28 protein-coding genes are annotated in these 21497 nt (G+C 66.1%); 24 read left to right on the forward strand and 4 right to left on the reverse strand.

The genetic code is table 11. The annotated features are described in order from the left end of the window. The first annotated feature begins 142 nt into the window (after nt 1-142). The 7 genes from BMZ21_RS23830 to BMZ21_RS23860 all read left to right on the forward strand — a co-directional run bounded on the left by BMZ21_RS23830 (nt 143) and on the right by BMZ21_RS23860 (nt 5236). Nucleotides 143-850 carry an aspartate/glutamate racemase family protein gene (locus BMZ21_RS23830; RefSeq protein ID WP_091840584.1) on the forward strand — a complete coding sequence of 236 codons (708 nt, stop codon included), beginning with the start codon at nt 143-145 and terminating at the stop codon, nt 848-850. Further along, a complete protein-coding gene (locus BMZ21_RS23835) occupies nt 847-1560 on the forward strand; it encodes a glutathione S-transferase family protein (protein ID WP_091840588.1) in 714 nt (237 codons plus the stop codon). Before BMZ21_RS23830 ends, BMZ21_RS23835 begins: the two co-directional genes overlap by 4 nt. Then, complete coding sequence (gene ilvN, locus BMZ21_RS23840; RefSeq protein ID WP_091840591.1) at nt 1557-2093, forward strand: acetolactate synthase small subunit; 537 nt, start codon at nt 1557-1559, stop codon at nt 2091-2093. Before BMZ21_RS23835 ends, ilvN begins: the two co-directional genes overlap by 4 nt. A 20-nt stretch (nt 2094-2113) precedes the next feature. After that, nucleotides 2114-3388 carry an FAD-dependent oxidoreductase gene (locus BMZ21_RS23845; RefSeq protein WP_091840593.1) on the forward strand — a complete coding sequence of 425 codons (1275 nt, stop codon included), beginning with the start codon at nt 2114-2116 and terminating at the stop codon, nt 3386-3388. Then, the gene (locus tag BMZ21_RS23850) at nt 3385-3603 is read left to right on the forward strand and encodes a hypothetical protein (protein ID WP_091840596.1); all 219 of its coding nucleotides are present in this window, start codon (nt 3385-3387) and stop codon (nt 3601-3603) included. The genes BMZ21_RS23845 and BMZ21_RS23850 overlap by 4 nt, the downstream gene beginning before the upstream one ends. A 70-nt stretch (nt 3604-3673) precedes the next feature. Further along, complete coding sequence (locus tag BMZ21_RS23855; RefSeq protein WP_091840598.1) at nt 3674-4411, forward strand: helix-turn-helix domain-containing protein; 738 nt, start codon at nt 3674-3676, stop codon at nt 4409-4411. A gap of 99 nt (nt 4412-4510) precedes the next feature. Next, entirely contained in the window at nt 4511-5236 is a 726-nt protein-coding gene (locus tag BMZ21_RS23860) for a haloacid dehalogenase type II (RefSeq protein WP_091840601.1), read from the forward strand. On the opposite strand, the gene BMZ21_RS23865 is transcribed toward BMZ21_RS23860, so the two are convergent. Further along, on the reverse strand, nt 5237-5791 hold the full coding sequence (locus BMZ21_RS23865; protein ID WP_091840602.1) for a DUF924 family protein: 555 nt from the start codon (nt 5789-5791) through the stop codon (nt 5237-5239). Between the two features lie 146 nt (nt 5792-5937). On the opposite strand from BMZ21_RS23865, the gene BMZ21_RS23870 reads away from it, so the two are divergent. The 7 genes from BMZ21_RS23870 to BMZ21_RS30475 all read left to right on the forward strand — a co-directional run bounded on the left by BMZ21_RS23870 (nt 5938) and on the right by BMZ21_RS30475 (nt 10103). Continuing rightward, entirely contained in the window at nt 5938-6588 is a 651-nt protein-coding gene (locus tag BMZ21_RS23870) for a TetR/AcrR family transcriptional regulator C-terminal domain-containing protein (protein WP_091840605.1), read from the forward strand. A gap of 34 nt (nt 6589-6622) precedes the next feature. Further along, nucleotides 6623-7642 (forward strand): ketol-acid reductoisomerase, encoded by a 1020-nt coding sequence (gene ilvC, locus BMZ21_RS23875; RefSeq protein ID WP_091840607.1) that lies wholly within the window; start codon nt 6623-6625, stop codon nt 7640-7642. Between the two features lie 285 nt (nt 7643-7927). Further along, nucleotides 7928-8113: a hypothetical protein gene (locus BMZ21_RS23880; RefSeq protein ID WP_091840610.1), complete on the forward strand. Its 186-nt coding sequence runs from the start codon at nt 7928-7930 to the stop codon at nt 8111-8113. A 26-nt stretch (nt 8114-8139) separates the two neighbouring features. Next, entirely contained in the window at nt 8140-8358 is a 219-nt protein-coding gene (locus BMZ21_RS23885; RefSeq protein WP_143079780.1) for a hypothetical protein, read from the forward strand. A 270-nt stretch (nt 8359-8628) separates the two neighbouring features. After that, on the forward strand, nt 8629-9456 hold the full coding sequence (locus BMZ21_RS23890) for a helix-turn-helix transcriptional regulator (protein WP_091840615.1): 828 nt from the start codon (nt 8629-8631) through the stop codon (nt 9454-9456). An 88-nt stretch (nt 9457-9544) separates the two neighbouring features. After that, on the forward strand, nt 9545-9925 hold the full coding sequence (locus BMZ21_RS23895; RefSeq protein ID WP_091840617.1) for a DUF1127 domain-containing protein: 381 nt from the start codon (nt 9545-9547) through the stop codon (nt 9923-9925). 25 nt (nt 9926-9950) lie between these two features. Next, nucleotides 9951-10103, forward strand: a complete 153-nt coding sequence (locus tag BMZ21_RS30475; RefSeq protein WP_167561728.1) for a hypothetical protein — start codon at nt 9951-9953, stop codon at nt 10101-10103. A gap of 62 nt (nt 10104-10165) precedes the next feature. On the opposite strand, the gene BMZ21_RS23900 is transcribed toward BMZ21_RS30475, so the two are convergent. Together BMZ21_RS23900 and BMZ21_RS23905 are read right to left on the reverse strand one after the other, a co-directional pair. After that, nucleotides 10166-10534: a ComEA family DNA-binding protein gene (locus BMZ21_RS23900; RefSeq protein ID WP_091840619.1), complete on the reverse strand. Its 369-nt coding sequence runs from the start codon at nt 10532-10534 to the stop codon at nt 10166-10168. A 205-nt stretch (nt 10535-10739) separates the two neighbouring features. Further along, the gene (locus BMZ21_RS23905) at nt 10740-11276 is read right to left on the reverse strand and encodes a DedA family protein (RefSeq protein WP_091840621.1); all 537 of its coding nucleotides are present in this window, start codon (nt 11274-11276) and stop codon (nt 10740-10742) included. Nucleotides 11277-11464: 188 nt separating this feature from the next. Between BMZ21_RS23905 and BMZ21_RS23910 the strand changes: the two genes are divergently transcribed. Genes BMZ21_RS23910 through BMZ21_RS23920 form a run of 3 tightly spaced genes read left to right on the forward strand, consistent with a single transcriptional unit; the run spans nt 11465 to nt 14557 of the window. Next, the gene (locus BMZ21_RS23910) at nt 11465-12334 is read left to right on the forward strand and encodes an ABC transporter ATP-binding protein (protein ID WP_091840624.1); all 870 of its coding nucleotides are present in this window, start codon (nt 11465-11467) and stop codon (nt 12332-12334) included. Further along, nucleotides 12331-13122 carry an ABC transporter permease gene (locus BMZ21_RS23915; RefSeq protein WP_091840627.1) on the forward strand — a complete coding sequence of 264 codons (792 nt, stop codon included), beginning with the start codon at nt 12331-12333 and terminating at the stop codon, nt 13120-13122. The genes BMZ21_RS23910 and BMZ21_RS23915 overlap by 4 nt, the downstream gene beginning before the upstream one ends. Nucleotides 13123-13159: 37 nt before the next feature. Next, nucleotides 13160-14557 (forward strand): DUF3592 domain-containing protein, encoded by a 1398-nt coding sequence (locus tag BMZ21_RS23920; protein WP_091840629.1) that lies wholly within the window; start codon nt 13160-13162, stop codon nt 14555-14557. Nucleotides 14558-14655: 98 nt separating this feature from the next. Here BMZ21_RS23920 and BMZ21_RS23925 read toward each other — a convergent pair whose 3' ends face one another. Beyond that, the gene (locus BMZ21_RS23925) at nt 14656-15165 is read right to left on the reverse strand and encodes a hypothetical protein (RefSeq protein ID WP_143079781.1); all 510 of its coding nucleotides are present in this window, start codon (nt 15163-15165) and stop codon (nt 14656-14658) included. A gap of 254 nt (nt 15166-15419) precedes the next feature. Between BMZ21_RS23925 and BMZ21_RS23930 the strand changes: the two genes are divergently transcribed. The 7 genes from BMZ21_RS23930 to BMZ21_RS23960 all read left to right on the forward strand — a co-directional run bounded on the left by BMZ21_RS23930 (nt 15420) and on the right by BMZ21_RS23960 (nt 21348). After that, a complete protein-coding gene (locus tag BMZ21_RS23930; protein ID WP_091840635.1) occupies nt 15420-16445 on the forward strand; it encodes an ABC transporter substrate-binding protein in 1026 nt (341 codons plus the stop codon). Nucleotides 16446-16583: 138 nt separating this feature from the next. Further along, the gene (locus BMZ21_RS23935; RefSeq protein WP_091840638.1) at nt 16584-17000 is read left to right on the forward strand and encodes a nuclear transport factor 2 family protein; all 417 of its coding nucleotides are present in this window, start codon (nt 16584-16586) and stop codon (nt 16998-17000) included. A 158-nt stretch (nt 17001-17158) separates the two neighbouring features. Beyond that, on the forward strand, nt 17159-18007 hold the full coding sequence (pdxY, locus tag BMZ21_RS23940) for a pyridoxal kinase PdxY (protein ID WP_091840641.1): 849 nt from the start codon (nt 17159-17161) through the stop codon (nt 18005-18007). Next, on the forward strand, nt 18004-18555 hold the full coding sequence (locus tag BMZ21_RS23945) for a hypothetical protein (protein WP_143079782.1): 552 nt from the start codon (nt 18004-18006) through the stop codon (nt 18553-18555). Before pdxY ends, BMZ21_RS23945 begins: the two co-directional genes overlap by 4 nt. A 59-nt stretch (nt 18556-18614) precedes the next feature. Then, nucleotides 18615-19736 (forward strand): endonuclease/exonuclease/phosphatase family protein, encoded by a 1122-nt coding sequence (locus BMZ21_RS23950; RefSeq protein WP_091840647.1) that lies wholly within the window; start codon nt 18615-18617, stop codon nt 19734-19736. Continuing rightward, nucleotides 19733-20632 carry a PhzF family phenazine biosynthesis protein gene (locus tag BMZ21_RS23955; protein WP_091840649.1) on the forward strand — a complete coding sequence of 300 codons (900 nt, stop codon included), beginning with the start codon at nt 19733-19735 and terminating at the stop codon, nt 20630-20632. Before BMZ21_RS23950 ends, BMZ21_RS23955 begins: the two co-directional genes overlap by 4 nt. Further along, complete coding sequence (locus BMZ21_RS23960) at nt 20629-21348, forward strand: NUDIX hydrolase (RefSeq protein ID WP_244543984.1); 720 nt, start codon at nt 20629-20631, stop codon at nt 21346-21348. The genes BMZ21_RS23955 and BMZ21_RS23960 overlap by 4 nt, the downstream gene beginning before the upstream one ends. Nucleotides 21349-21497: the final 149 nt, after the last annotated feature.

Raw genomic sequence — 21497 nt, forward strand, 5'->3', positions numbered from 1 at the left:
CGGGCATCGTCATGCTCGGGCTTGACCCGAGCATCTCGAGCAGGAGGAGGCGCCGGCCGGCGCCTCTTCGTCAGGAGATTCTCGGGTCTGCGCTTCGCTTCGCCCGAGAATGACGGCTCTCGAAACGGCAGGGAAAGACCACATGGCGACCATCGGCCTGATCGGCGGGATGAGCTGGGAATCGACGGCGGTCTATTACCGGCTGCTGAACGAGGGCGTGCGGGCGCGCCAGGGCGGGCTTCACTCGGCCGATGTCCTGCTGCACTCGGTCGACTTCTCGCCGATCGCCGAAATGCAGGCGAAGGGGGACTGGGACCGCGCCGGGGCGGCGATGGCGTCGAGCGCCCGCCGGCTCGAGCAGGGCGGGGCCGTCTGCATCGTTCTGGCAACCAACACCATGCACAAGCTCGCCGACCACATCACCCAGGCGACGAACCTGCCCTTCCTGCATCTCGCCGACGTCACCGCCAAGGCGATCCGCAAGACCGCCTCGCGCCGTCCGCTGCTGCTGGCGACGCGCTTCACCATGGAGCAGCGTTTCTATCGCGACCGGCTCGGCGCCTTTGGCGTCGAGACGCTGGTGCCCGACGATGCCGAGCGGACCGATGTCCACCGCATCATCTATGAGGAGCTCTGCCGCGGAGTGGTCCTGCCGGCCTCGAAGGCGCGCTATCGCGAGATCGTCGCGCGGGCGGTGCGGGAGCAGGGCGCCGATGGCGTCATCCTCGGCTGCACCGAGATCGGACTCCTGGTCTCGCAGGCCGATTTCGACCTCCCGGCCTTCGACACCACGGCGCTGCATGTCGAGGCTGCGCTCGACTTCACGCTGGCGATGGAGCAGGCGGCGTGAAGCTGATCATCGCCAACAAGACTCACTCGTCCTGGTCGCTGCGGCCCTGGCTTGTCCTCAAGCAGTTCGGCATCCCGTTCGAGGAGATCCTGATCCCATTCGGGCCGACCATGGACGATCCCGGCTGGAAGCGCACGGTCGCCGAGTACACCCCCGCCCGCAAGGTTCCCTCGCTGGTCGATGGAGCGATCGCGGTCTGGGATTCGCTCGCCATCATCGAATACATTGCCGAGACGCATCCGGAATTGCCGATCTGGCCGCGCGACAGGTCGGCGCGTGCGTTGGCGCGCTCGATCTGCGCCGAGATGCACTCCAGCTTCGGCGCCTTGCGCGGCGCCTGCCCGATGAACCTCGCCTGGGTGCATCCGGCGCGCGATCGCGGTGAGGCGGTCGCGGCCGACATCGCGCGCATCACCGAGATCTGGCGCGATGCGCGCCAGCGTTTCGGTGCCGGCGGCGATTTCCTGTTCGGGGAATTCAGTGCTGCCGATGCGATGTTCGCGCCGGTGGCGAGCCGCTTCACCACTTATTCGATCGCGCTTGATCCGGTCAGCGCCGCCTATGTCGAGGCGGTACAGGGCACCGCTGGCTTCCAGGCCTGGCGCGAGGCCGCTCTGGCCGAGCCGTGGATCGTAGCCGTCGACGAGCTCGACGAACCGATCCTCACCGATTTCCGTCCAAATCTCAGCCGAAGCCGAGCCCAGACATGAACACGACGCATTATCCGACCGCCCCGACCGCCCAGCCGATCGCCCGCCACACCCTGGCGGTGATCGTCGACAACGAGCCGGGCGTTCTCGCGCGCATCGCCGGGCTGTTCTCCGGCCGCGGCTACAACATCGAGAGCCTCACCGTCTCCGAGACCGAGCACGAGAAGCATCTCTCGCGCATCACCGTCGTCACCTCCGGCACGGCGAACGTGATCGACCAGATCAAGGCGCATCTCGACCGGCTGGTGCCGGTGCATCGCGTCGTCGATCTCACCCTGCAGGGCGAGGCGATCGAGCGCGAGCTCTGCCTGGTCAAGGTCGTCGGCAAGGGCGACTACCGCGTCGAGGCGATGCGACTCGCTGCGTCCTTCGGCGCGCGCACGCTCGACGCGACGCTGACCTCCTTCGTCTTCGAGCTCACCGGCGCGACCGACGAGATCGAGCGCTTCATCAAACTGATGACGGTGGTCGGCCTCACGGAAGTCTCGCGCACCGGCATCGCGGCGATGAGCCGCGGCGCGGAGGCGATGTAGCTCGCTAGATTGGTTGCGGCATGAGTCGCAGCCTTTCGATCGCGATCATTGGGTGCGGAACCGCCGGGTTGGCGGCCGCGCTGCTGCTCGAACGGGTCGGCCACACCGTCACGCTGGTCGAGCGCTTCAACGAGCCGCAGCCGCTCGGCTCCGGCCTGATCCTGCAGCCGAGCGGGCTCGCCGTTCTGAACGAACTCGGCCTGGCCGCGCCGCTGATCGCCACTGGCAGCCGGATCGATCGGTTGTTCGGTCTGAATGCCACCACGGACTCGGTGGTGCTCGATGTGCGCTACGCCGCGCTGAAGCGCGAGCGCTTCGGCGTCGGCATCCACCGCGCGGCGCTGTTCGAGACGCTGTTCGCTTCCGTGCAGAAGCGAACTGTCGCGATCGAGACCGGGGTCGAGGTCGGCGACATTGATGCTTCCCCTGGCGGCAAGGTCTCGTTGATCGCCGCGGGCGGTCGCCGCCTCGGGCCGTTCGATCTCGTCGTCGATGCGTCAGGAACGCGCTCAGCCCTGCTCGCCCATGCCGCTCGCCCTGTGACCCGCACGCCGCTGAGCTATGGCGCACTCTGGGCCAATGTGCCGCTCGCCGGGACCGACTTCGATCGTCACGCGCTCGAACAGCGCTATCGCTGCGCCAGCGTGATGGTCGGCGTGCTGCCGGTCGGACGGCATGGTGAGGAGCTAGAGCCGCAGGCGGCGCTGTTCTGGAGCCTGAAGGCCGATGCGCTCGATGCCTGGCGCAGCGCCGGGCTGGCGGCCTGGAAAGCCGAGGTCGAGCGGATCTGGCCGGCGACCGCGCCGCTGCTCGCGCATATCGTTGCGCCGGAGCAGCTGACCTTCGCGAGCTATCGCCACCAGACGCTGCCGCTGCCTCGTGGCCGGCGGATCGCCTTCATCGGCGACGCCGCGCATTCGACCAGCCCGCAGCTGGGGCAGGGGGCGAACATGGCCCTGCTCGACGCCCATGCGCTGGCGGTGGCGCTCGACCAGGCCGGCGATCTCGACGCCGCGCTGCTCCGTTATGCCGAACTTCGCCGCTGGCATGTCCGGCTCTATCAGGCCGCGAGCCGGATGTTCACGCCGTTCTACCAGTCTGACAGCACCGTGCTGCCATTGATCCGCGACAGGGTGGTTCCGCCTTTGGCGCGGCTGCCCGGCATCGACCGGATGCTGGCGCTGCTGGTCGCCGGCTTGATCGGCGATCCGTTGGGGCGGCTGGGGTTGAAGGAGCCCGCGATTGCTGCTGAAAGCGATCGTCCGGCGCTGGCCGGGGAGAGGGCTGAGCGGTGACGATCGGACTGAATGAAATCTCGCTCGGCCTTGGCGGCATCGGCTTCGCCTGTTTCGCCTGGCCGATCTACCGGCGCCTGACCGGCCAGGCCGAGGCCGAGCCGCTCGGCTCGGGCAAGAGCCTGCGTTCGCCGCTGTGGTGGGCCGGCTTCGTGCTGACGGTGGCGGCGATCTTTCTGCAGCGGATCGCGGCGCAGCAGGCGGCGGGCGGCTGAGGCTCTTGATCGCCTGCGCCGATCGGCGGCAAAATGGGCTGCATGATGCTCTCTTGCGCCTGAGCAGGTGATGTCCATCCACCTCGAACTCCGCAGCTATCGCGGCGGCGACCGCCACCGCCACGACTACAGCCAGATCCTGCTGCCGATGCAGGGCGCGATGCGGCTCGATGTCGAGGGGCATCGCAGCGTCGTGTCGAGCCAATGTGTTGCGATCATCCCGCGCGAGCACGAGCACGATTTCGAGCCGACGGCTGATTGCAGCATGCTCATCCTCGATGTCGAGGCGGGAGCCTTCGCCGGCGAGGCCGAGCCGGCGCTGCTGCGCCACCCCGTGCCGTCGCTGACGCGGGTCGAGCCCTGGCTGTGGCGGATGTTCCGCCAGCTGGGCGCCGAGGTCGAGGCCGGGACTTGCCGGCCGAGCGATGCGGCTCAAATGGCCATGGCTGGGCTGCAACTGGTTGCGCCGAGTGCCATGCCTCGGCCGTTGTCGCGGGCGGAGGGCCGGGTCATCGAGGTCGCGCACTCTGACGGGGCAGGGAGCGTCGCGGAGATGGCGCGGACCGCGGGCCTCGGCCAGAGCCGGTTCCATGCGCTGTTCCGCGCGACCACGGGGCAGTCGCCAAAGCAGGCGCAACTGACCAGGCTGTTCGACGAAGCCGCCGAGCTGCTGGTCATGACAGCGCTGCCGATCTCGGAGATCGCCTACGGTCTCGGCTACCAGAACGCCTCGTCCTTCAACCGGCAGTTCAGGCGGCGCTTCGGCCTGACGCCGTCGGAGTTCCGCGCCGCGGGTCGGAGCCGATAAGCGCAGCTTCGGTCAAATCGTTCGGAGCTTCGCCTCATCACGGCGGTGCGGGCGCTCGCTATGGTCGATGCAGCTCCGCACCCATGAGGATCACCCGCGATGAAACTCACCGATTTCAAGGTTCTGACCTTCGACTGCTACGGCACGCTGATCGACTGGGAAACCGGGATCTGGAACGCGCTGCAGCCATTGATCAGCGCCGGCCAGCTGAAGCTCGACCGAGAGGAGGCGCTGGCGCGTTTCGGCACGCTTGAGACTGAGCTGGAGGAGGCGGGGCCGTCGCTGCGCTATTCGACATTGCTCGCCGCCGTCCATGCCCGGCTCGCCAAGGATCTGGGCGTCCATATCCACGCCGATCTCAACGAGCGCTTCGGCGGCTCGGTGCCGGACTGGCCGGCCTTTCCGGATTCCGCCGAGGCGCTCGCCTATCTCAAGCGCCACTACAAGCTCGTCATCCTCTCCAATGTCGATCGGACGAGCTTCGCGGCCAGCAACCGCAAGCTCGGCGTGACCTTCGACGCGATCTACACTGCCGAGGATATCGGCTCCTACAAGCCCGACCCGCGCAACTTCGCCCATCTGCTGGCGCATCTGGACACCGATCTCGGCCTGAAGCCCGGCGATGTCCTGCACACCGCGCAGAGCCTGTTCCATGATCATGTCCCGGCCGAGCGGGCCGGGCTGGCGCGTGCCTGGATCGACCGGCGCTTCGGCATGGCTGGGAGCGGCGCGACGCAGATCCCCGCGAACCAGCCGAAGGTCGACTTCCATTTCAAGAGCATGGTCGAACTGGCCGAGGCTCATCGAAGGGCAACACGAGACTGATCAGCCGCTGAAGCCGCCATCATCGAGGAAGCGCTGCTCCTCGGCCGAGCTTTCTCGGCCAAGGACGGCGTTGCGGTGCGGGAAGCGGCCGAAATCGCGGATGATGTCGCGATGGATGACCGCGTATTTGACCGAGTCGTCATCGCCCGAAGCCTTGCTTAGGGCCACGCAGCGCTCCTGGTCCGCAAGGTCCTCGGAGTGCATGAACGGCATGTAGAAAAAGCGCCGCTCCGGATTCTCGAAGGCCTCGTCGAAGCCGCGCGCGATCGCCCGGCTGGCAACCTCGCGGGCCAGCGGGTCTGCGGCGAAGGCGTGGGCCGAGCCGCGATTGAGATTGCGCGGGAACTGGTCGAGCAGGATCAGCAACGCATAGACGCCCTCCGGGCTGTCCTCCCAATCCGAAAGCCTGCCGCGCGCTGCGGCATCGACCAAAGGCCGGAAGCGCCGGGCGATCTCGGCGTCGAAGTTCTCGTCCTTGGCGAACCATTTGTCCGGGCCGGCCTCCCGCCAGAAGGCGAGGACCTCGGCGGCTTCAGGTGGGGTCGTCTGTGGCATCGTAGGCTCCGGCGAGGCTGTCTTGCGGGGAAGATATAGGTGCCCTGACAGCACAAGTGGCGATGAAATTTCTCCGGCGTGCCCTTGCGCCCCGGCAAGCCGTGCGGTAGACGCCAGAACCGTAACGTACGGTACTCTCCAGAGCGATGAACGACACCGCGACCCATAGCCAAGGCGAGGCGCTGAGCGAGCGGCAGCAGGCCGTGCTCGACGCCGTGCTGGCACTGATGGTGGAGCAGGGCGACCAGCTGACCATGACCGCAGTGGCGCGGCGCGCGAGCTGCTCGAAGGAGACGCTGTACAAATGGTTCGGTGACCGCGACGGGCTGCTGACCGCGACCGTGCAATGGCAGGCCTCGAAGGTCCGCGCCGACAATTACGACCGCCAGGCGCTCGACGCGGCGACGCTGCGCAAGAGCCTGCGGGACTTCGCCGAAAACTGGCTGAGCGTGATCACAAGCCAGACCTCGATCGCGCTCAACCGCGCCGCCATCGGCCATGCCGCCTCGGGCAAGAGCAATCTCGGCGGCATCGTGCTGGCGAACGGGCGCTTCGCCATCGGCGAGCGTTTGAAGCCGGTTCTGGAAGCCGGTCGCGCCGCCGGGCTGCTCGATTTCGATGACGCGGAAACGGCGTTCCGCACCTTCTTCGGCCTGGTTGGCCGCGACGTCCAGATCAGGCTGCTGCTGGGCGATGCGCTCGCCTCCGGCAAGGCCGAGATCCAGCGCGACGCGGCCCGGGCCACCGACCAGTTCCTCGCCCTTCACGGACGGCAGGGTGCCGTACCGAAAGCCTGAAACCTAGAGATCAACCCAAGGAAGGACGCATCCAATGCGCGTTTATTACGATCGCGACGCCGACATCAACCTGATCAAGGGCAAGAAGGTCTGCATCGTCGGCTACGGCAGCCAAGGCCATGCCCATGCGCTCAACCTGCGCGATTCAGGCGTCAAGGACGTCATCATCGCACTGAAGGCCGGCTCGGCCACCCGCAAGAAGGCCGAAGAAGCCGGCTTCAAGGTCATGACCCCGTCCGAGGCCGCCAAGGTCTCCGACATCATGATGATGCTGACCCCGGACGAGCTGCAGGGCGACATCTATCGCGACGAGCTGCATGCCAACATGAAGGAGGGCGCCGCCCTCCTGTTCGCGCACGGCCTCAACGTCCATTTCAACCTGATCGAGCCGCGCAAGGACCTCGACGTGCTGATGGTCGCGCCGAAGGGCCCGGGCCACACCGTCCGCTCCGAGTATCAGCGCGGCGGCGGCGTGCCGACCCTGATCGCGATCCATCAGGACGCGACCGGCAACGCCCATGACCTCGGCCTGTCCTACGCTTCGGCCAATGGCGGCGGCCGCGCCGGCATCATCGAGACCACCTTCAAGGAAGAGTGCGAGACCGACCTGTTCGGCGAGCAGGTCGTGCTCTGCGGCGGCCTGGTCGAGCTGATCAAGGCCGGCTACGAGACGCTGACCGAGGCCGGCTACGCTCCCGAGATGGCCTATTTCGAGTGCCTGCACGAAGTGAAGCTGATCGTCGACCTCATCTATGAGGGCGGCATCGCCAACATGAACTACTCGATCTCGAACACGGCCGAATATGGCGAGTACGTCACCGGCCCGCGCATCATCACCGCCGAGACCAAGGCCGAGATGAAGCGCGTGCTCAGCGACATCCAGTCGGGCAAGTTCACCCGCGACTGGATGCTGGAGAACAAGGTCAACCAGACCTCGTTCAAGGCGACCCGCGCGCGCTACGCCGCCCATCCGATCGAGGAAGTTGGCGCCAAGCTGCGCGACATGATGCCGTGGATCAAGGCCAAGGCCCTGGTCGACAAGACCAAGAACTGAGGGTTGATCCACGCTTCCTGATTTCGCGACGGCCCGGCTGCCGCCGGGCCTTTGGGATCAAGGCCAAGGCTCAGGTCGACAAGACCAAGAACTGAGGCGAGCGCTGGACTTCGCATCGCGATTCAACGCGATGGCAAGCTGATTCCGGAAAAGCTTGCAGTCGCTTGAAATTGAAAGGGAACGGGCGCCTCGACGGGCGCCCGTTTCGCGTTGAGGGAACCCGGCTTGGGAACCGGCCCCCGCGCTAGACGTTGATGCTCCAGTCAATACATGCAGGAGCGTGCGATGACCGGCCAGGACGAACTGAGAGAGAGGGCGATCGAACGGCTGCATCAACGCCATGCCCGGCACGGGCTGGCCGATGTCGCCAAGCCTGTCTCGTGGGAGGATCAGCTGCCGATCCTGCTCCTGGGTGGATTTCTCGCCGTCACGCTGCTGGCGAGCGTGCTCATCCGCGCCGTCGGAGGCTGATGGCGAAGGAGCAAATGGAGGCGGTCATGCAAGACGACGTCAAGGCGCGCGAAGCGCGCATTCCTGAGCAGGGTGGCGATCCGATTCCGCCGATGCGGGCGGATGTCCATTCCAGCGCCGACCCGGCGGTCGAGACCCCGGTGGAGGCGAGGCAGGGCTTCCTCGACCGGCCAGTGCTGGTTGTCCTGGTCGCAGGCCTGGCGCTCGCGGTGGTCGGCTGGATCGTCGCGGGGGTGTGGGCCTAACAGAGCGAGCGCCAATTTCGGCGAAAGCATTCACTGACGAAACAGACCAAGCTGAACAGATGGAGGCGATGATGACACCGATCCGGTCGATGCCTGCGTCCCAGGGGTTTCAGTTCAAGCTCGCACATCTGGCGCTGGGCGCCTCGTTCGCACTGCTGACAATGATCGTCTTCGGCGTGTTGTAGTTCGCGATGGCGCTAGAGTCGGCAGGGCTAAGCCAACTCAGCCTGGCCCGGCTGGCTCGTCTTGAGCGCACCGCGGAAGGCAGGCATGTCGCAGTTCTCGGTGAGCAGGCTTCTCGACAGCGAGATCGTGCTTGTGCGCGACGTCGTCTGCTCCGGCGAGTGCCGGCATCGCAGCGGCGAGGAATGTGCGCACGCCACCCATCTCGTCTTCCCCTATCGCGGCATCTTCGTCCGCCATGTCGGGCGTGACGACGCGGTCGCGGAGAGCAATCAGGTCCTGCTCTTCAATCCGCATGAGGGCTACCAGGTCAGCCACCCCGTTGCTGGCGGCGATGCCTGCCTCGATTTGCGCCTCAGCCAAGGCATTCTGGACGAACTCGCGCCGGCAGAGCTGTTGCGCAAGGGGGCGGCCTCCTTCCTGATACAGCGCCGCCGGATCGACCCGCGCGCACAGGTGCTCGTCGCCCTGCTGCGGCACAGCCTGCAGCGCGGCATTTCCGAGCCGCTCGAAGCGGAGACGCTGGCGTTGACGCTGGTGCGGCGTGCCTTGGGCGAACGGACCTCGCATACTGCCGGCGCTTCTGCCGGGCGGCGCAAGCTCGTCGACCGGGCCAAGGTGGTAATGGCCTCCGATCTCGCTCGGCGCTGGACATTGGCCGAGATCGCCTCGGAGGTCGGGGTCTCCCCGGTCTATCTCACGCAGGTCTTCGCCCAGGTCGAGGCCGTGCCGCTCTATCGCTACCACTTGCGCCTGCGGCTGGCGCGGGCGCTCGACCTGCTCGGCGGTTCTGACGACCTGACCCAGCTCGGGCTCGAGCTCGGTTTCTCCAGCCACAGCCATTTCAGCGCCGCGTTCCGGCAGGCCTATGGCCGCACGCCGGCGGAGTTCCAGCGCTCCCTCAATCTCCGCTGACAGACGCTGTCACTGATCGCGAAAGATTCTGACAGCGGCTGACAGCCAGAGGGTGTCCTGTTCCGTCTCACAACGACGGAGACAGGTCATGATCAGCTTCATCATCGGATCGGCCAAGCCTGTGCTCGCGATGTTCGACGTGCTTGGCCGCATTCTCGGCGCGCTCGACAATTGGCTGCAGTCGCGCCGCGACTACCGCACCCTCTGCGACATGAGCGAACGCGATCTGCGCGATCTCGGACTGCGCGACAGCGATCTGCGCGACGCCACGGCGGCGCCGTTCTTCGGCAACCCGACCGGCATCATCTCGCTGCGCGTCGAGGAGCGGCGCGGTCTTGCGGGTGGGGAAAGCGTGGATCAGGCGCTGCGCGGCCTGAGCGCCGGAACCTCGGTTTCACCCGAGCGGATCGCTAAAGAATCCGACAGCGCGGAGGGCGGCCGGATGGTCCTTCTCAGGGCGGCCGAATGAGCGGCCCCCGAGAAGGAGGAAGGCCATGAGCGGAACCTGCGCAGCCTGCGATTGCGAACTCGACGAAACCCCGATCAAGGTCACGATCAGCGGCAATACCGTCGAGGTCTGCTGCGACGACTGTGCCCAGGCCCTGCGGGAGGCTGATGCCTCGCAGGCGCAGGGCGATGGCATCTAGCCCGCCCGGAAACGGCAGAGCCGGCCGCGAGAGCGGCCGGCTCTTTTTTTGCTTGAGGGGGATCAGAAGGTGACGTGATCCTTGATCTCGGCCTCGACGTTCGAGGGCAGCACGCTGCGCTTCACCAGATCGTCGAAGTTCTTGAACTTCGCCTTGCCGCGCTCCTCGACGATCTTCTTGGAGCGGGCCTCGCCGATGCCCTTGAGCTGCTCGAGCTCGGCGGCGCTGGCGGTGTTGATATTGACCTTCTTGGTCTGGGCCTGGGTGGTCGGCGCGGCCGGTTTCGCCGCGGGGGCGGCCGGTGTGGCGGGCGTCGTCACGGGCGCAGCCGGCTTGGCCGGGGTGGTGGGCTGGGTCGCGGTCTGTGCGAGGGCCGGGCCGGCGGCGAGCGCGAGCGCGGCGAGGCCGATAGCGAAACGAGACATCGTCATGGCGTGGACTCCTGTAAGCCCTGCCCGGGGAAGCTGGAGCTGCGCGGATGCCGGGCCGTCCGCGCCGCCGCGCCGGTTACGGACCGGAGGATCCGGTCCAGGCGCGATGGCTGGACTTTCGGCCGGGGCGGCTGAACGCGATCTGAGGCGAGCGTTCAGCTGGCGTTATGCTCCTCGCCGGGTTTTCGCCGCGATTGGCGCGGCCTTATTTGCCAGTGAATTGCATCATGTATTCGGAGAAGCGACCGGCGCCGTAGATCAGGCCGAAGCCCCAGGCGAAGGACGCAGCGAAGTTCGCGATCTGGAAGGGCCAGAACGGCATCTTCACGATGCCGGCGACGAGCGCGATCACCGCCCGGATGGGTCCGAAGAAATGGCCGATGGCGACGCCGAGCACGCCCCATTTCTCGAAGAAGTCGTGGCCACGCTGAAGCAGGGCCGGGTTGTTGCGGATCGGCCAGTGGTCATTGACGCGCGGGCCGAGGACGAGGCCGACCCAGTAAGAAATCCAGAAGCCCGAGGCCGCGCCGAGCGCTGCCGCAAGCGAGAGCGGCACGAGGTTGAGGCCGGAGGCGCCGGCGATCGCGCCGAAAGCGGTGAAGAACACTGTCGCCGGCACCAGCCAGGACAGGATCGCGACGCATTCGGCGAAGGCGATGAAGAAGACGATCGGCGCCGCCCAGTACTGGTTGACGCGCATGAACGCGACAAGCTCGTGCATCCATTGCTCAAGCTGGGGCATGGGCTGGCGATTCTCCTGAAGCCGGCGCGAACGATACCGGGAGCGATAGAGCAGAAGCGTCGCTTTTTCGCTACCAGTTAGCAGGCTGGCGGGGCGGGTTGCCTTCGCGGGTTGATTGCCTAGTGTTCGCGACGAACGGAAATAAGCCGCGCGCCGGAAGGCTGGCGACGGCAGGGGATGGGATATCCATGGAGTCCAAGGTCAGCCCGCCCGGCGATAGGGGCGCGGCAGCGGAACAGCCGGCGGTCAAGCTCGCCGGCATCGACATCACCTTCCATCTCAAGGGCGGCAGCCGCTACCAGGCGGTGAAGGGCATCGACCTGTCCGTCGCGCCGGGCGAGTTCGTCTCGGTGGTCGGACCGACCGGCTGCGGCAAGTCGACCCTGCTCAATGCCGCCGCCGGTCTGCTGACGCCGTCCGCCGGCAAGGTTTCGATCTTCGGCCAGCCGCTGTCCGGCCTCAACCGCCGCGCCGGCTATCTCTTCCAGCAGGACGCGCTGATGCCGTGGAAGACGGCGCTCGACAACGTCAAGGTCGCGCTGGAGCCGATGGGCGTTTCGGATGCCGAAGCCGACAAGCGGGCGCGCGACTGGCTCGGGCGCGTCGGCCTGCGCGCCTTCGTCGAGCGCTATCCGCACATGCTCTCCGGCGGCCAGCGCAAGCGCGTGGCCCTCGCGCAGATGCTGATCCGCGATCCCGAGATCCTCCTGATGGACGAGCCCTTCGGGCCGCTCGACGCGCAGACCCGGCAGATCATGGGCAATCTCCTGCTCGATCTCTGGTCGAAGGACCGGAAGGCGCTGATCTTCGTGACGCATGATCTGGAGGAGGCGATCGCGCTCTCCGACCGGGTCGTGGTGATGACGGCCGGCCCCGCCGCCGGCATCGTCGCCGACTATCGCGTGCCGCTGGCGCGGCCGCGCGACATCGCCGAGATCAGGCTGGAGAAGGCCTTCCACGAGATCCATCGCGACATCTGGGCCTCGCTCAGGGTCGAGGTCCAGAAGGCCTATGCGATGGGCGAAGGCAAAGAACTGGTCGAGGGGGCCTCGTCATGAACCGCGTCAAGCTCCTCTCGCTCCAGATCCTGGTCATGATCGTCTTCCTGACGATCTGGCACATCGTCACCACCACCAGCCTGTTCGGCGACATCAAGACGACGCAGTTCTTCTTCTCGACCCCGGCCGACGTGCTGGCCCGGACCTGGAAGCAGCTGACCGGGGCAGATATCTACTACCATCTCGGCATCACCCTGACCGAGACGGTGCTCGCTTTCGTCATCGGCTCGGCGGCCGGCATCTTCTTCGGCTTCGCCTTCGCCCGGAACGAACTGCTGGCGGCGGTGTTCGATCCCTATATCAAGGCGGCGAACGCACTGCCGCGCGTCGTGCTGGCGCCGATCTTCGCGCTCTGGTTCGGCCTCGGCATCTGGTCGAAGGTGGCGCTCGGCTTCACGCTGGTGTTCTTCATCGTCTTCTTCAACGTCTACCAGGGCGTGCGCGAGGTCTCGCCGACCGTGCTGGCCAATGCCCGCATGCTGGGGATGAACGAGCGCCAGCTCTTCCGCCATGTCTACTGGCCCTCGGCGCTGACCTGGATGTTCTCCTCGCTGCACACTTCGGTCGGCTTCGCGCTGGTCGGCGCGGTGGTCGGCGAATATCTCGGGTCCTCGGCCGGACTGGGCTACAAGATCCACGAGGCCGAGAGCGTCTTCGACGTCACCGGCGTGTTCTCGGGCATGCTCATCCTGGCGATCTTCGTGATCCTGATCGATTCGATCGTGACGCTGGTCGAGAACCGGCTTCTGGTCTGGCGGCCGGGCCAGAGCTCGACCACCACGACGTAGGGTCAGCGTGACTTGATTTAAGGCCTTAACGAGCGCCATGCTCGCCCTTCCATCATCGGGGGCGATCATGGAACTCGATGTCTGCGATCGCATAACGACCGATCCGACGGCCGAGGACATAACCCGCGCCGTCGACCAGCGCGGCAACGATCCCGACTGGTTCATCACCCTCTCCGACGATGACGGCTATGTCGAAGCGGGGCTGGAAGGGAGAGGTCGGTTCCGGTTGGCCTACCACTCGGGCAAGGCGCGGTTCGATGCGGCCGAGACGGTCGATGCCCCGACGCTGAAGCGGATACTCGTCGCCTATCTCGGCGGCGACAAGACCTGGCGGGGCAAGCTGGCTTGGCAGCCCAAGGTCTCGCCTGCCAAGGCGGCCGAGGCTAGAGGCGAGCCGCCGACCTGGGCGGTGATAGCCGTCGTCGCCTCGCTGGCGCTGATCTTCGTGATCGTGGAGGTGCTGCCGGAGAGCTGGGTCGAACGGCTGCCTTTCGCCGGAACGACCATGGGCAATATCGCGCTGATCGCGCTGCCGATGGTGGTGATGGTCGCCGCCATGATCGTCAATGCGATGCTCAAGGTGCGGCGTGCCAGCAGCTGGTCGCAGGCGCCGGGGCGCATCATCCGCTCTCAGATGGCCGTGCGGCGCCCGCCCGAGGGCAACGAGATCGGGACCGTCGTCAACGTTCCCGCCGTGACCTACTCCTTCTCGGTCGGCGGAGTGACCTATCAGGGCACGCGGGTCAGCCTTGGCGACATCAGCGGCAAATATGCGCAGGAGGCGCTGGCGCGCTATCCGGCGGGCAGGAACGTGACAGTCCATTACGACCCGGCCGATCCCAGCGACTCCGTTCTGGAGCGCGAGGCGCCGAAGGGCGCGGTCAAGGGTTGCGGCCTCGCGCTGCTCGTCGTCTTGCTCCTCGTCTGGGGGCTTTACTGGGTGGCGACCGAGGGGGCCGAAGTCCTCAAGGCGCGCATGCCGGATGCGGATGTCCCGGTGATGCTGTTCGCCGGCCTGTTCGGCGGCGCGGCGCTGCTGTTCTTCGTCGGCCACCGGCGCTATCTCGCCCGCGCCAATGCCTGGCCGGTCACTGCCGGGGAGGTCGTCTCCAGCACCGTAGAGCAGCGCCGCTCGACGCAGAACGGCAAGACGCACACGACCTATCTCCCTGTCGTCGAATTCGCCTACATCGTCGAGGGCAACCGCCTGCACAGCCGGCAGGTCAAGCTCGGCCTTGAGGTCTCGGGCTCGGCGAGTTTTGCGCAGGGCATCGCCGATCGCTATCCGGCCGGCTCGCCGGTCGAGGTGCATTACGATCCGCAGGACCCATCCAACGCGGCTTTGGAAAACCCGACGGGAACGAACTGGATCCTGCTCGGCGTCGCGCTCGCCAGCTTCGCCATCGCGCTCTATGCGAGCCGCATCTTCCGTTAGAGCATTTCCGCAATTCTTTGAATCGCGAAATTGCTCTAAGTCCTTGCTTTATCGCATTTTCTTCACGCGAACCGGTGTCCACTTCGCTCGAAAATGCTCTAGCCCGATTCGTCCGTGCTCTTCTGGCCCGGCGAAGCTCCGAGCATCCGTATCAGCTCGGCATAGCGCGGCATCAGCTCCTCGCGCCGCTGCATGTCGCGGTCGAACTGCTCCTGTTTGTCCGTCGTGCCGCCCTCGTCCTGTGCTGCGGCGCCACCCTGGAACATCTCGTCGAGCGCATTGGCCATCGCGCGGTCGCTAAGCCAGACGAGCTCCTGCTGGAGCGCCGTGTACTCCGTCATCAGCTTGAAGCGCTTTTCGACCCAGCTCGGCTCGGCCGGGTCGTCCCCGCCGGCTCCTGGTGTCCGCCCGCTTGTGCTGCCCTGGGCGAGGGCGGCGCGAGCCTGGTCGGACAGATCGAGGATGACGGCATCGTCCCGATCGGGCGTTGCCGAGGTCACCGTGGCAGACGAAGAGCTCGCACTATCCGGAGCCAGCACGCCAGACGGCGGGCTCTGCGGAAGCTCATAGGGGGAAGGCGCAGTCCGGGCCGCTACTGCGTCCACCATGACCGTCTCCTGTTTCGTCCGTTCTGGTCGAAAGCCGTCGTCGAGGCATCGTCGGAAGTTGCAGCGACGGCCAGTGTGGAAGACCGGCTTTAACAAGCCTTGAATCTTTCCTGTCGCTTCCGCGGCGATCGGCCCCGGCTGCGCGCGCTGTGCATCGGCATGCCTGCGCTTGCCCCGCCTGCGGCAATGCGCCTATCTTCGTCGCGAAATCGCGCCTTTTTCGAAGCGCGTCATCGCTCAACCGGAGGAAACCGATGTTTTTCACTCGTCGTGCGGCGCTGGCCGCGCTCGCTGTCACCACGGCCCTCGGCCTCTCGCCGGCCTTCGCCCAGAATGCCGAGAAGCCCAAGCTGACGCTCGGCGTCGGCGGCAAGCAGCTGCTCTACTATCTCCCGCTGACCGTCGCGGAGAAGAAGGGCTTCTTCAAGGAGCAGGGGCTCGACGTCGAGATCAACGATTTCGGCGGGGGCGCCAAGTCGCTGCAGGCGCTGGTCGGCGGCTCGGTCGACGTCGTCACCGGCGCCTATGAGCACACCATCCGCATGCAGGCTAAGGGCCAGGACATCCGCGCCGTGATCGAGCTCGGGCGCTTCCCGGCGATCACCATTGCGGTACGCAAGGACCTTGCCGACAAGGTCAAGTCCGCGGCCGATTTCAAGGGCCTGAAGATCGGCGTCACCGCGCCCGGCTCCTCGACGGCGCTGACCGCGCAGTACGCCATGGTCAAGGCGGGCCTGAAGGCGAGCGACGCCGCGATCATCGGCGTCGGCGCCGGCGCGAGCGCCGTCGCGGCGATCAAGCAGAAGCAGGTCGACGTGATCTCGCATCTCGACCCCGTCACCTCGAAGCTGGAATCGGACGGCGACATCGTCTCGCTGATCGACACCCGCACGGAGGCCGGTACCAAGGCGCTGTTCGGCGGCTCGAATCCGGCTGCGGTGCTCTATCTCAAGAACGACTTTGCCGAGAAGAACCCGGTGACGACACAGAAACTCGTCAACGCGCTGATGAAGTCGCTGAAATGGCTGGAGACGGCCAAGCCCGAGGATGTCGCCGATCTCGTCCCGGCGGAATACCATCTCGGCGACAAGCCGCTCTACCTGACGGCGGTGAAGAACTCGCAGGAGAGCTATTCGCGCACCGGCATCCCGACCGCCGATGCGATGAAGAGCATGTACGACTCGCTCAAGCTGCTCGACCCCGAGCTGACGAACTCCAATGTCGACCTGACCAAGACCTTCATCGACTCGTTCGCCAAGAAGGCGGCTGCAGGCTCCTGATCTCGTTTCGGCGCGACGCCGACCAAGCTGGCGCCGCTGCAAAGCGGCGCCATCTCCATTTGAGAGCGGCGCAACTGCACGCTGGACTTGCAGTCTCTACGGCGCGAGACTGTGTCCGATGACGCAAGGAGAGGTCAGATGACTGAGCGCTCCGAGATCAAGGGCTTGATCGAGAAGGCCTATGCCGCACGGGTAAAAGGTGATCTCGACGCGTTGATGACCTATTTCCATCCCGATTGCCGATTTCAGCTCATGGGAGCGGCGGAGCGCGAGGCTATCTGCCGGCCGCTGGAAGGCTGCGTAGCGGTGCGCGGTCAGATGGCCGAGTTCATCGGCGCTTTCAGATTTGCGAATTTCGAGACGCTGGATGTCGTCGTCGAACGCGACCGAGCCGCCTATCACTGGCAGGCCGATGTGACCTTCGTGCCGACTGGCCGCACCGAAACTTTCCAGACGCTCGATCTGCTGAGTTTCGAGGACGGAAAGGTGCGCAGTCTCGCGCAGTTCACCGATACGGCCGGGGTAGCGCGCATCACGGCTGCTGCGGTGAGCTGAGCGCTTTCGTCATCGCTCCCATCACCGCTTTCGATTGGCGCGGGCCCCGCCAGCCATCTTGCCGTCTTCGCGCAATTCCGGCCGCAAAACCGCTACGCACTTTTGCTGGAATTGCTTTAGGTTCGCCGCGTCGTTTCGTCGAAGGCTGGCCTACCCTCATGAACATCCTCTCGATCCAGTCCCATGTCGCCTATGGCCATGTCGGCAATGCCTCTGCCGTGTTCCCGATGCAGCGGCTCGGCGTCGAGGTCTGGCCGATCCACACCGTGCAGTTCTCGAACCACACCGGCTATGGCGCGTGGAAGGGGCAGGTCTTCGATGGTGCGACGATCGACGAGTTGATGACGGGCATCGGCGAGCGCAGCGTGCTCGAAAAATGCGACGGCGTGCTGTCAGGCTATATGGGCTCGGCCGATATCGGCCACGCCATCCTCTCGGCGGTGGCAAGAGTGCGCGAGGCGAATCCCAAGGCGAGGTATTGCTGCGATCCGGTGATCGGCGACGTCGGCCGCGGCGTCTTCGTCCGGCCGGGGATCCCCGAATTCATGCGCGAGCAGGCGGTACCGGCGGCCGACATCGTCACGCCGAACCAGTTCGAGCTGGAACTGCTCACCGATGTCGAGGTCAGGACGCTCGCCGACGCCCATCGCGCCGTCGAGGCGCTGCGTGATGCCGGGCCGAAGGTCGTGCTGGTGACCTCGCTGATCACCAACGAGACGCCGGCGGATTCGATCGACCTGATGGCGGCGGACGGGCAGGGGACGTACCGGGTGCGCACGCCGAAAATCGACATCAACATCAATGGTGCCGGCGATGCGATCGCGGCGCTGTTCTTCGTCCATTATCTGCGCGACGGCTCGGCGGCGAGCGCGCTCGGCAAGGCGGCCTCCTCGATCTACGGGCTGCTGAAGCGGACCAAGGAGGCAGGCTCGCGCGAGATCCTGACCGTGGCGGCGCAGGACGAGTTCGTCACGCCGAGCGTCAGTTTTGTCGCGGAGAAGACTTGAACTCCTGCGAGACGAAAGCCTATCCTGCCGGCTCTTCGTCTCGCGAGTTGAGGACAGGCCCTGTCATGAAGTGCATGCTTGCAGTATCGGCGCTGATTGCGAGCGGATTTGTGCTCTCGGCCTCGGCGCAGACATTCGAGGCGCTGGAGGGTAAATCGATCGTCGCCCAGTACAGCGAAGTCGTCCTTCTGGGTAACGGACGAAATTTTTCTCAGACCTGGACCGAGATCGTCTACGTTTCGTCGAAGGGGCGCATCTTCCACCGGCATGATCTGAAGAGCGGCAGCGTCGGCAATCAGGGATCGCACGAAGCGATCGGCGACCGCGAGGGTGCCGGCGAGAGCCGGCAGGCGAAATTTGCCTGGACCGGTTCGGCGCTGTCGCGACAATGGACCAATCGACGGGGCGTGCATTTCCGCCAGATCATCAACGTCAGCGGCTCGGGCTGCAGCATGAGCCTCCTGCGGGAGAATATCAGGAACTTCACCGCGCGGGAGACCGCTCAATCCTGCAAGGTGGTCTCCGGGAACGCGCTCGGGACGAGTTGACGGCGGCTCCTGCCGGGTGGATAGGGCGGCATCGCTTTTCGCCGCATGATCGGAACGAGATGAAGCTGCGCCTCGGCACCTTCAATGTCGAGAACCTGCTGACGCGCCATCGCTTCGAGCCCGGCGGGCGGACCGAGACGGCGGCGGCGATGTCGCTGTTCCATTTCCCGCGCGCCGACGAGCGCGACGCGGTCGAGCGCTCGCTCGCCGTCGCGCTCGAGGACGACAAGCGCCAGATGACGGCGCTCGCCATCGCCGAGGCCAATGCCGATCTCTGGATGCTGCAGGAGGTCGACTCGCTGGCGAGCCTGCAAGCCTTCTTCGCCAATTACGTCCACCGCATCGCCGACCATCGCTATGGCCATTTCACCCTGCTCGACGGCAATGACCGGCGCAATATCGATATCGGCTTCGCCGCACGGCGCGATCTGGTGAAGCCGCCGCAGGTCACAGTGCGCTCCTATAAGGGCATGAGCTTTGCGGACGCTGACGCGTTCTCGCCCGGGATCGCCGCCTTCGGCATCAATCCGCGCGACAAGGTCTTCGCCCGCGACTGCCTTGCGGTCGAGCTCGACTTCGGCGACCGGCGGCTCACCCTGTTCGGCTGCCATTTCAAGTCGATGAACAATGGCCGCGACGATGGCCGGCAGGCGACCTTGCCGATCCGCCGAGCCGAAGCGCTGGCGGTGAAGACAATCATCAAGGACTGGTTCGGTCCTGGCTGGCGCGAGGCGAACTGGGCGATCCTCGGTGATCTCAACGGCTATCGCATCGGGCTCGGCCCGCTCGCCGCTCCGGTCGACGAAGGTGACAGCGGCATCGAGCCGCTGCTGGATGATTTCGCGGTCGATCCGATGGAGAGTCTGCCGCCGCATGAGCGCTGGACGCATTTCCGGCGCTACTGGTCGGAGGAGCGCCAGGCGCTGATCGACAGCCATATGCCGCTCGACCATATCCTGCTCTCGCCGGCGCTCGCTGCGGCCAATCCGAACCCGGCGATGCAGCTGATCCGGCGCGGCCTGCCGTACCGCGTGCCGCTCGATCCGCGCGAGGCCGATCGCTCGATGGCGAAGCTCGCTTTGACCTGCGACCGCTATCCGCGCGTCGGCTGGGACCGGCCCAAGGCCTCCGACCATTGCCCGCTGACGATCGAGCTTACGATCCCGAAGGAGACCGCATGAGCCGCCGCTTCGTCACGCTCGACGTGTTCACGGCAAGACCGCATGCGGGCAATCCGCTCGCCGTGGTGCTGGATAGCGAGGGACTGAACAGCGCGGCGATGCAGGCGATCGCCCGCGAGTTCAACCTGTCGGAGACGGTTTTTGTCGCGCCGCCGGCCAACCCCGCCCACCGCGCGGCGATCCGCATTTTCACGCCGGGGCAGGAACTGCCCTTCGCCGGCCATCCGACGGTCGGCACCGCCGCGCTGCTGGCCCTGCGCGATGCGGCCGAGGGACGGGCGGCGGACAGGCTCGTGCTGGAGGAGAAGGTCGGGCTGGTGCCCTGCATGATCGAGCTCGGCAATGCGCGGAGCGCCCGCGCCACCTTCACTCTGCCGAAGCTGCCGGAGCAGATCGCGCAGCCGATCGCTGTTGCCGAGCTGGCGGAGGCGCTTGGGCTGGACGCGGTTGATCTCGGCTTCGAGGGACATCGGCCGAGCGCGTTCTCGGCTGGCGTCGCCTACACGATGGTGCCGGTCTCCGGCCGCGAGGCGATTGCCAAGGCGCGCGTCGCAGGAGCGTTCGAACGCGTGATGGCGCCGGCCCAGAACGGCAATGCCTTCCTCTATTGCCGCGAGACGGAGGAGGCCGGGCATCACTATCACGCCCGCATGTTCTGGCCGGAGGCCGGCGTGACCGAGGATCCGGCGACCGGCTCGGCCGTCGCCGCGTTCGCCGGCGCGATCATGGCGTTCGACCAGCCGGGCGATGGCACGCACCGCTTCGTTATCGAGCAGGGCTACGAGATGGGCCGACCCTCGCAGATCGAGTTGACGCTGACGGTCGCGGGCGGCGCGCTCGCCTCGGCGACGATCGGTGGCGCGGCGGTGGTGATGAGCGAGGGCGTGCTGCTGTGAATGGTGTACTCGATGGCGAGATCGTCGCGCTCGATCGCGTCGAGGCGAAGGTTGAAGCTTACGACTGGGCTTTCGCTCGCGAACGCGCAGATGAGATCGCGGCGCATTGGGCTGCGATCAGCTCCGGCAAGCCCTCGATGTTCAACGGCCGCGTCATGCTGCAGCATCGGGCGGCGATCGAGGGTGGTGTGTTCCATGCCGGCTATTTCGAAGCTGATTACGCCGCTTTCATGAGCTGGCGCGATTTCGGACTGCCGCCTCCGGCGATCCGCAACGGCTTCGCCATGGCGGCGCTCAGGGCGGCCGACGGGGCTTTCCTGCTCGGAAGGATGGGCGACCACACCGCCAACCCCGGCAAGGTCTATTTCGCCGCCGGCACGCCGGACCGGGAAGATGTCCGCCCCGACGGCACGCTCGATCTTGCCGGCAGCGTCACCCGCGAGCTCTGCGAGGAGACCGGGCTGACGCTCGACGAGATTTCTGTCGAGGAGCGCTGGACCGCGGTGATTGTGCCAGGGCGAGTGGCCTTCATGCGGCCGGTCGCGATCGACCTGCCGGCTGACGAGGCGCGTGAAATGATGCTGGCGCGGATCGCACGGCAGGACGAGCCGGAGCTGTCCGACATCGTGATCGCCCGCAATCTCGCCGATTGCGCGGCTTATGACATGCCGCCCTTCATGATGCCCTATCTCGTCCATATCTTCGGGGGCGAGTAATCCGCCTCCTGGATCTCGGTCGTCCCGGACAAGCGGCGAAGCCGCGCCGATCCGGGACCCATTCTGAGCCTTTCCAAGAGAGGTTCAGGAATGGGTACCGGGTCTTCGCTTCGCTCCGCCCGGGACGACCACTCTATTCGATCGATGCA

Origin of the sequence: Allobosea lupini (genome assembly GCF_900109525.1) — a bacterium.
Lineage (GTDB): Bacteria > Pseudomonadota > Alphaproteobacteria > Rhizobiales > Beijerinckiaceae > Allobosea > Allobosea lupini.

Bases quoted from the DNA above. Each gene is read 5' to 3' on its own strand.
- BMZ21_RS23830 (WP_091840584.1), top strand. From the start codon at position 143: ATGGCGACCATCGGCCTGATCGGCGGGATGAGCTGGGAATCGACGGCG.
- ilvN (WP_091840591.1), top strand. From the start codon at position 1,557: ATGAACACGACGCATTATCCGACCGCCCCGACCGCCCAGCCGATCGCC.
- BMZ21_RS23845 (WP_091840593.1), top strand. From the start codon at position 2,114: ATGAGTCGCAGCCTTTCGATCGCGATCATTGGGTGCGGAACCGCCGGG.
- BMZ21_RS23855 (WP_091840598.1), top strand. From the start codon at position 3,674: ATGTCCATCCACCTCGAACTCCGCAGCTATCGCGGCGGCGACCGCCAC.
- BMZ21_RS23860 (WP_091840601.1), top strand. From the start codon at position 4,511: ATGAAACTCACCGATTTCAAGGTTCTGACCTTCGACTGCTACGGCACG.
- BMZ21_RS23865 (WP_091840602.1), bottom strand. From the start codon at position 5,791: ATGCCACAGACGACCCCACCTGAAGCCGCCGAGGTCCTCGCCTTCTGG.
- BMZ21_RS23870 (WP_091840605.1), top strand. From the start codon at position 5,938: ATGAACGACACCGCGACCCATAGCCAAGGCGAGGCGCTGAGCGAGCGG.
- ilvC (WP_091840607.1), top strand. From the start codon at position 6,623: ATGCGCGTTTATTACGATCGCGACGCCGACATCAACCTGATCAAGGGC.
- BMZ21_RS23880 (WP_091840610.1), top strand. From the start codon at position 7,928: ATGACCGGCCAGGACGAACTGAGAGAGAGGGCGATCGAACGGCTGCAT.
- BMZ21_RS23885 (WP_143079780.1), top strand. From the start codon at position 8,140: ATGCAAGACGACGTCAAGGCGCGCGAAGCGCGCATTCCTGAGCAGGGT.
- BMZ21_RS23890 (WP_091840615.1), top strand. From the start codon at position 8,629: ATGTCGCAGTTCTCGGTGAGCAGGCTTCTCGACAGCGAGATCGTGCTT.
- BMZ21_RS23895 (WP_091840617.1), top strand. From the start codon at position 9,545: ATGATCAGCTTCATCATCGGATCGGCCAAGCCTGTGCTCGCGATGTTC.
- BMZ21_RS30475 (WP_167561728.1), top strand. From the start codon at position 9,951: ATGAGCGGAACCTGCGCAGCCTGCGATTGCGAACTCGACGAAACCCCG.
- BMZ21_RS23900 (WP_091840619.1), bottom strand. From the start codon at position 10,534: ATGACGATGTCTCGTTTCGCTATCGGCCTCGCCGCGCTCGCGCTCGCC.
- BMZ21_RS23905 (WP_091840621.1), bottom strand. From the start codon at position 11,276: ATGCCCCAGCTTGAGCAATGGATGCACGAGCTTGTCGCGTTCATGCGC.
- BMZ21_RS23910 (WP_091840624.1), top strand. From the start codon at position 11,465: ATGGAGTCCAAGGTCAGCCCGCCCGGCGATAGGGGCGCGGCAGCGGAA.
- BMZ21_RS23915 (WP_091840627.1), top strand. From the start codon at position 12,331: ATGAACCGCGTCAAGCTCCTCTCGCTCCAGATCCTGGTCATGATCGTC.
- BMZ21_RS23920 (WP_091840629.1), top strand. From the start codon at position 13,160: ATGCTCGCCCTTCCATCATCGGGGGCGATCATGGAACTCGATGTCTGC.
- BMZ21_RS23925 (WP_143079781.1), bottom strand. From the start codon at position 15,165: ATGGTGGACGCAGTAGCGGCCCGGACTGCGCCTTCCCCCTATGAGCTT.
- BMZ21_RS23930 (WP_091840635.1), top strand. From the start codon at position 15,420: ATGTTTTTCACTCGTCGTGCGGCGCTGGCCGCGCTCGCTGTCACCACG.
- BMZ21_RS23935 (WP_091840638.1), top strand. From the start codon at position 16,584: ATGACTGAGCGCTCCGAGATCAAGGGCTTGATCGAGAAGGCCTATGCC.
- pdxY (WP_091840641.1), top strand. From the start codon at position 17,159: ATGAACATCCTCTCGATCCAGTCCCATGTCGCCTATGGCCATGTCGGC.
- BMZ21_RS23950 (WP_091840647.1), top strand. From the start codon at position 18,615: ATGAAGCTGCGCCTCGGCACCTTCAATGTCGAGAACCTGCTGACGCGC.
- BMZ21_RS23955 (WP_091840649.1), top strand. From the start codon at position 19,733: ATGAGCCGCCGCTTCGTCACGCTCGACGTGTTCACGGCAAGACCGCAT.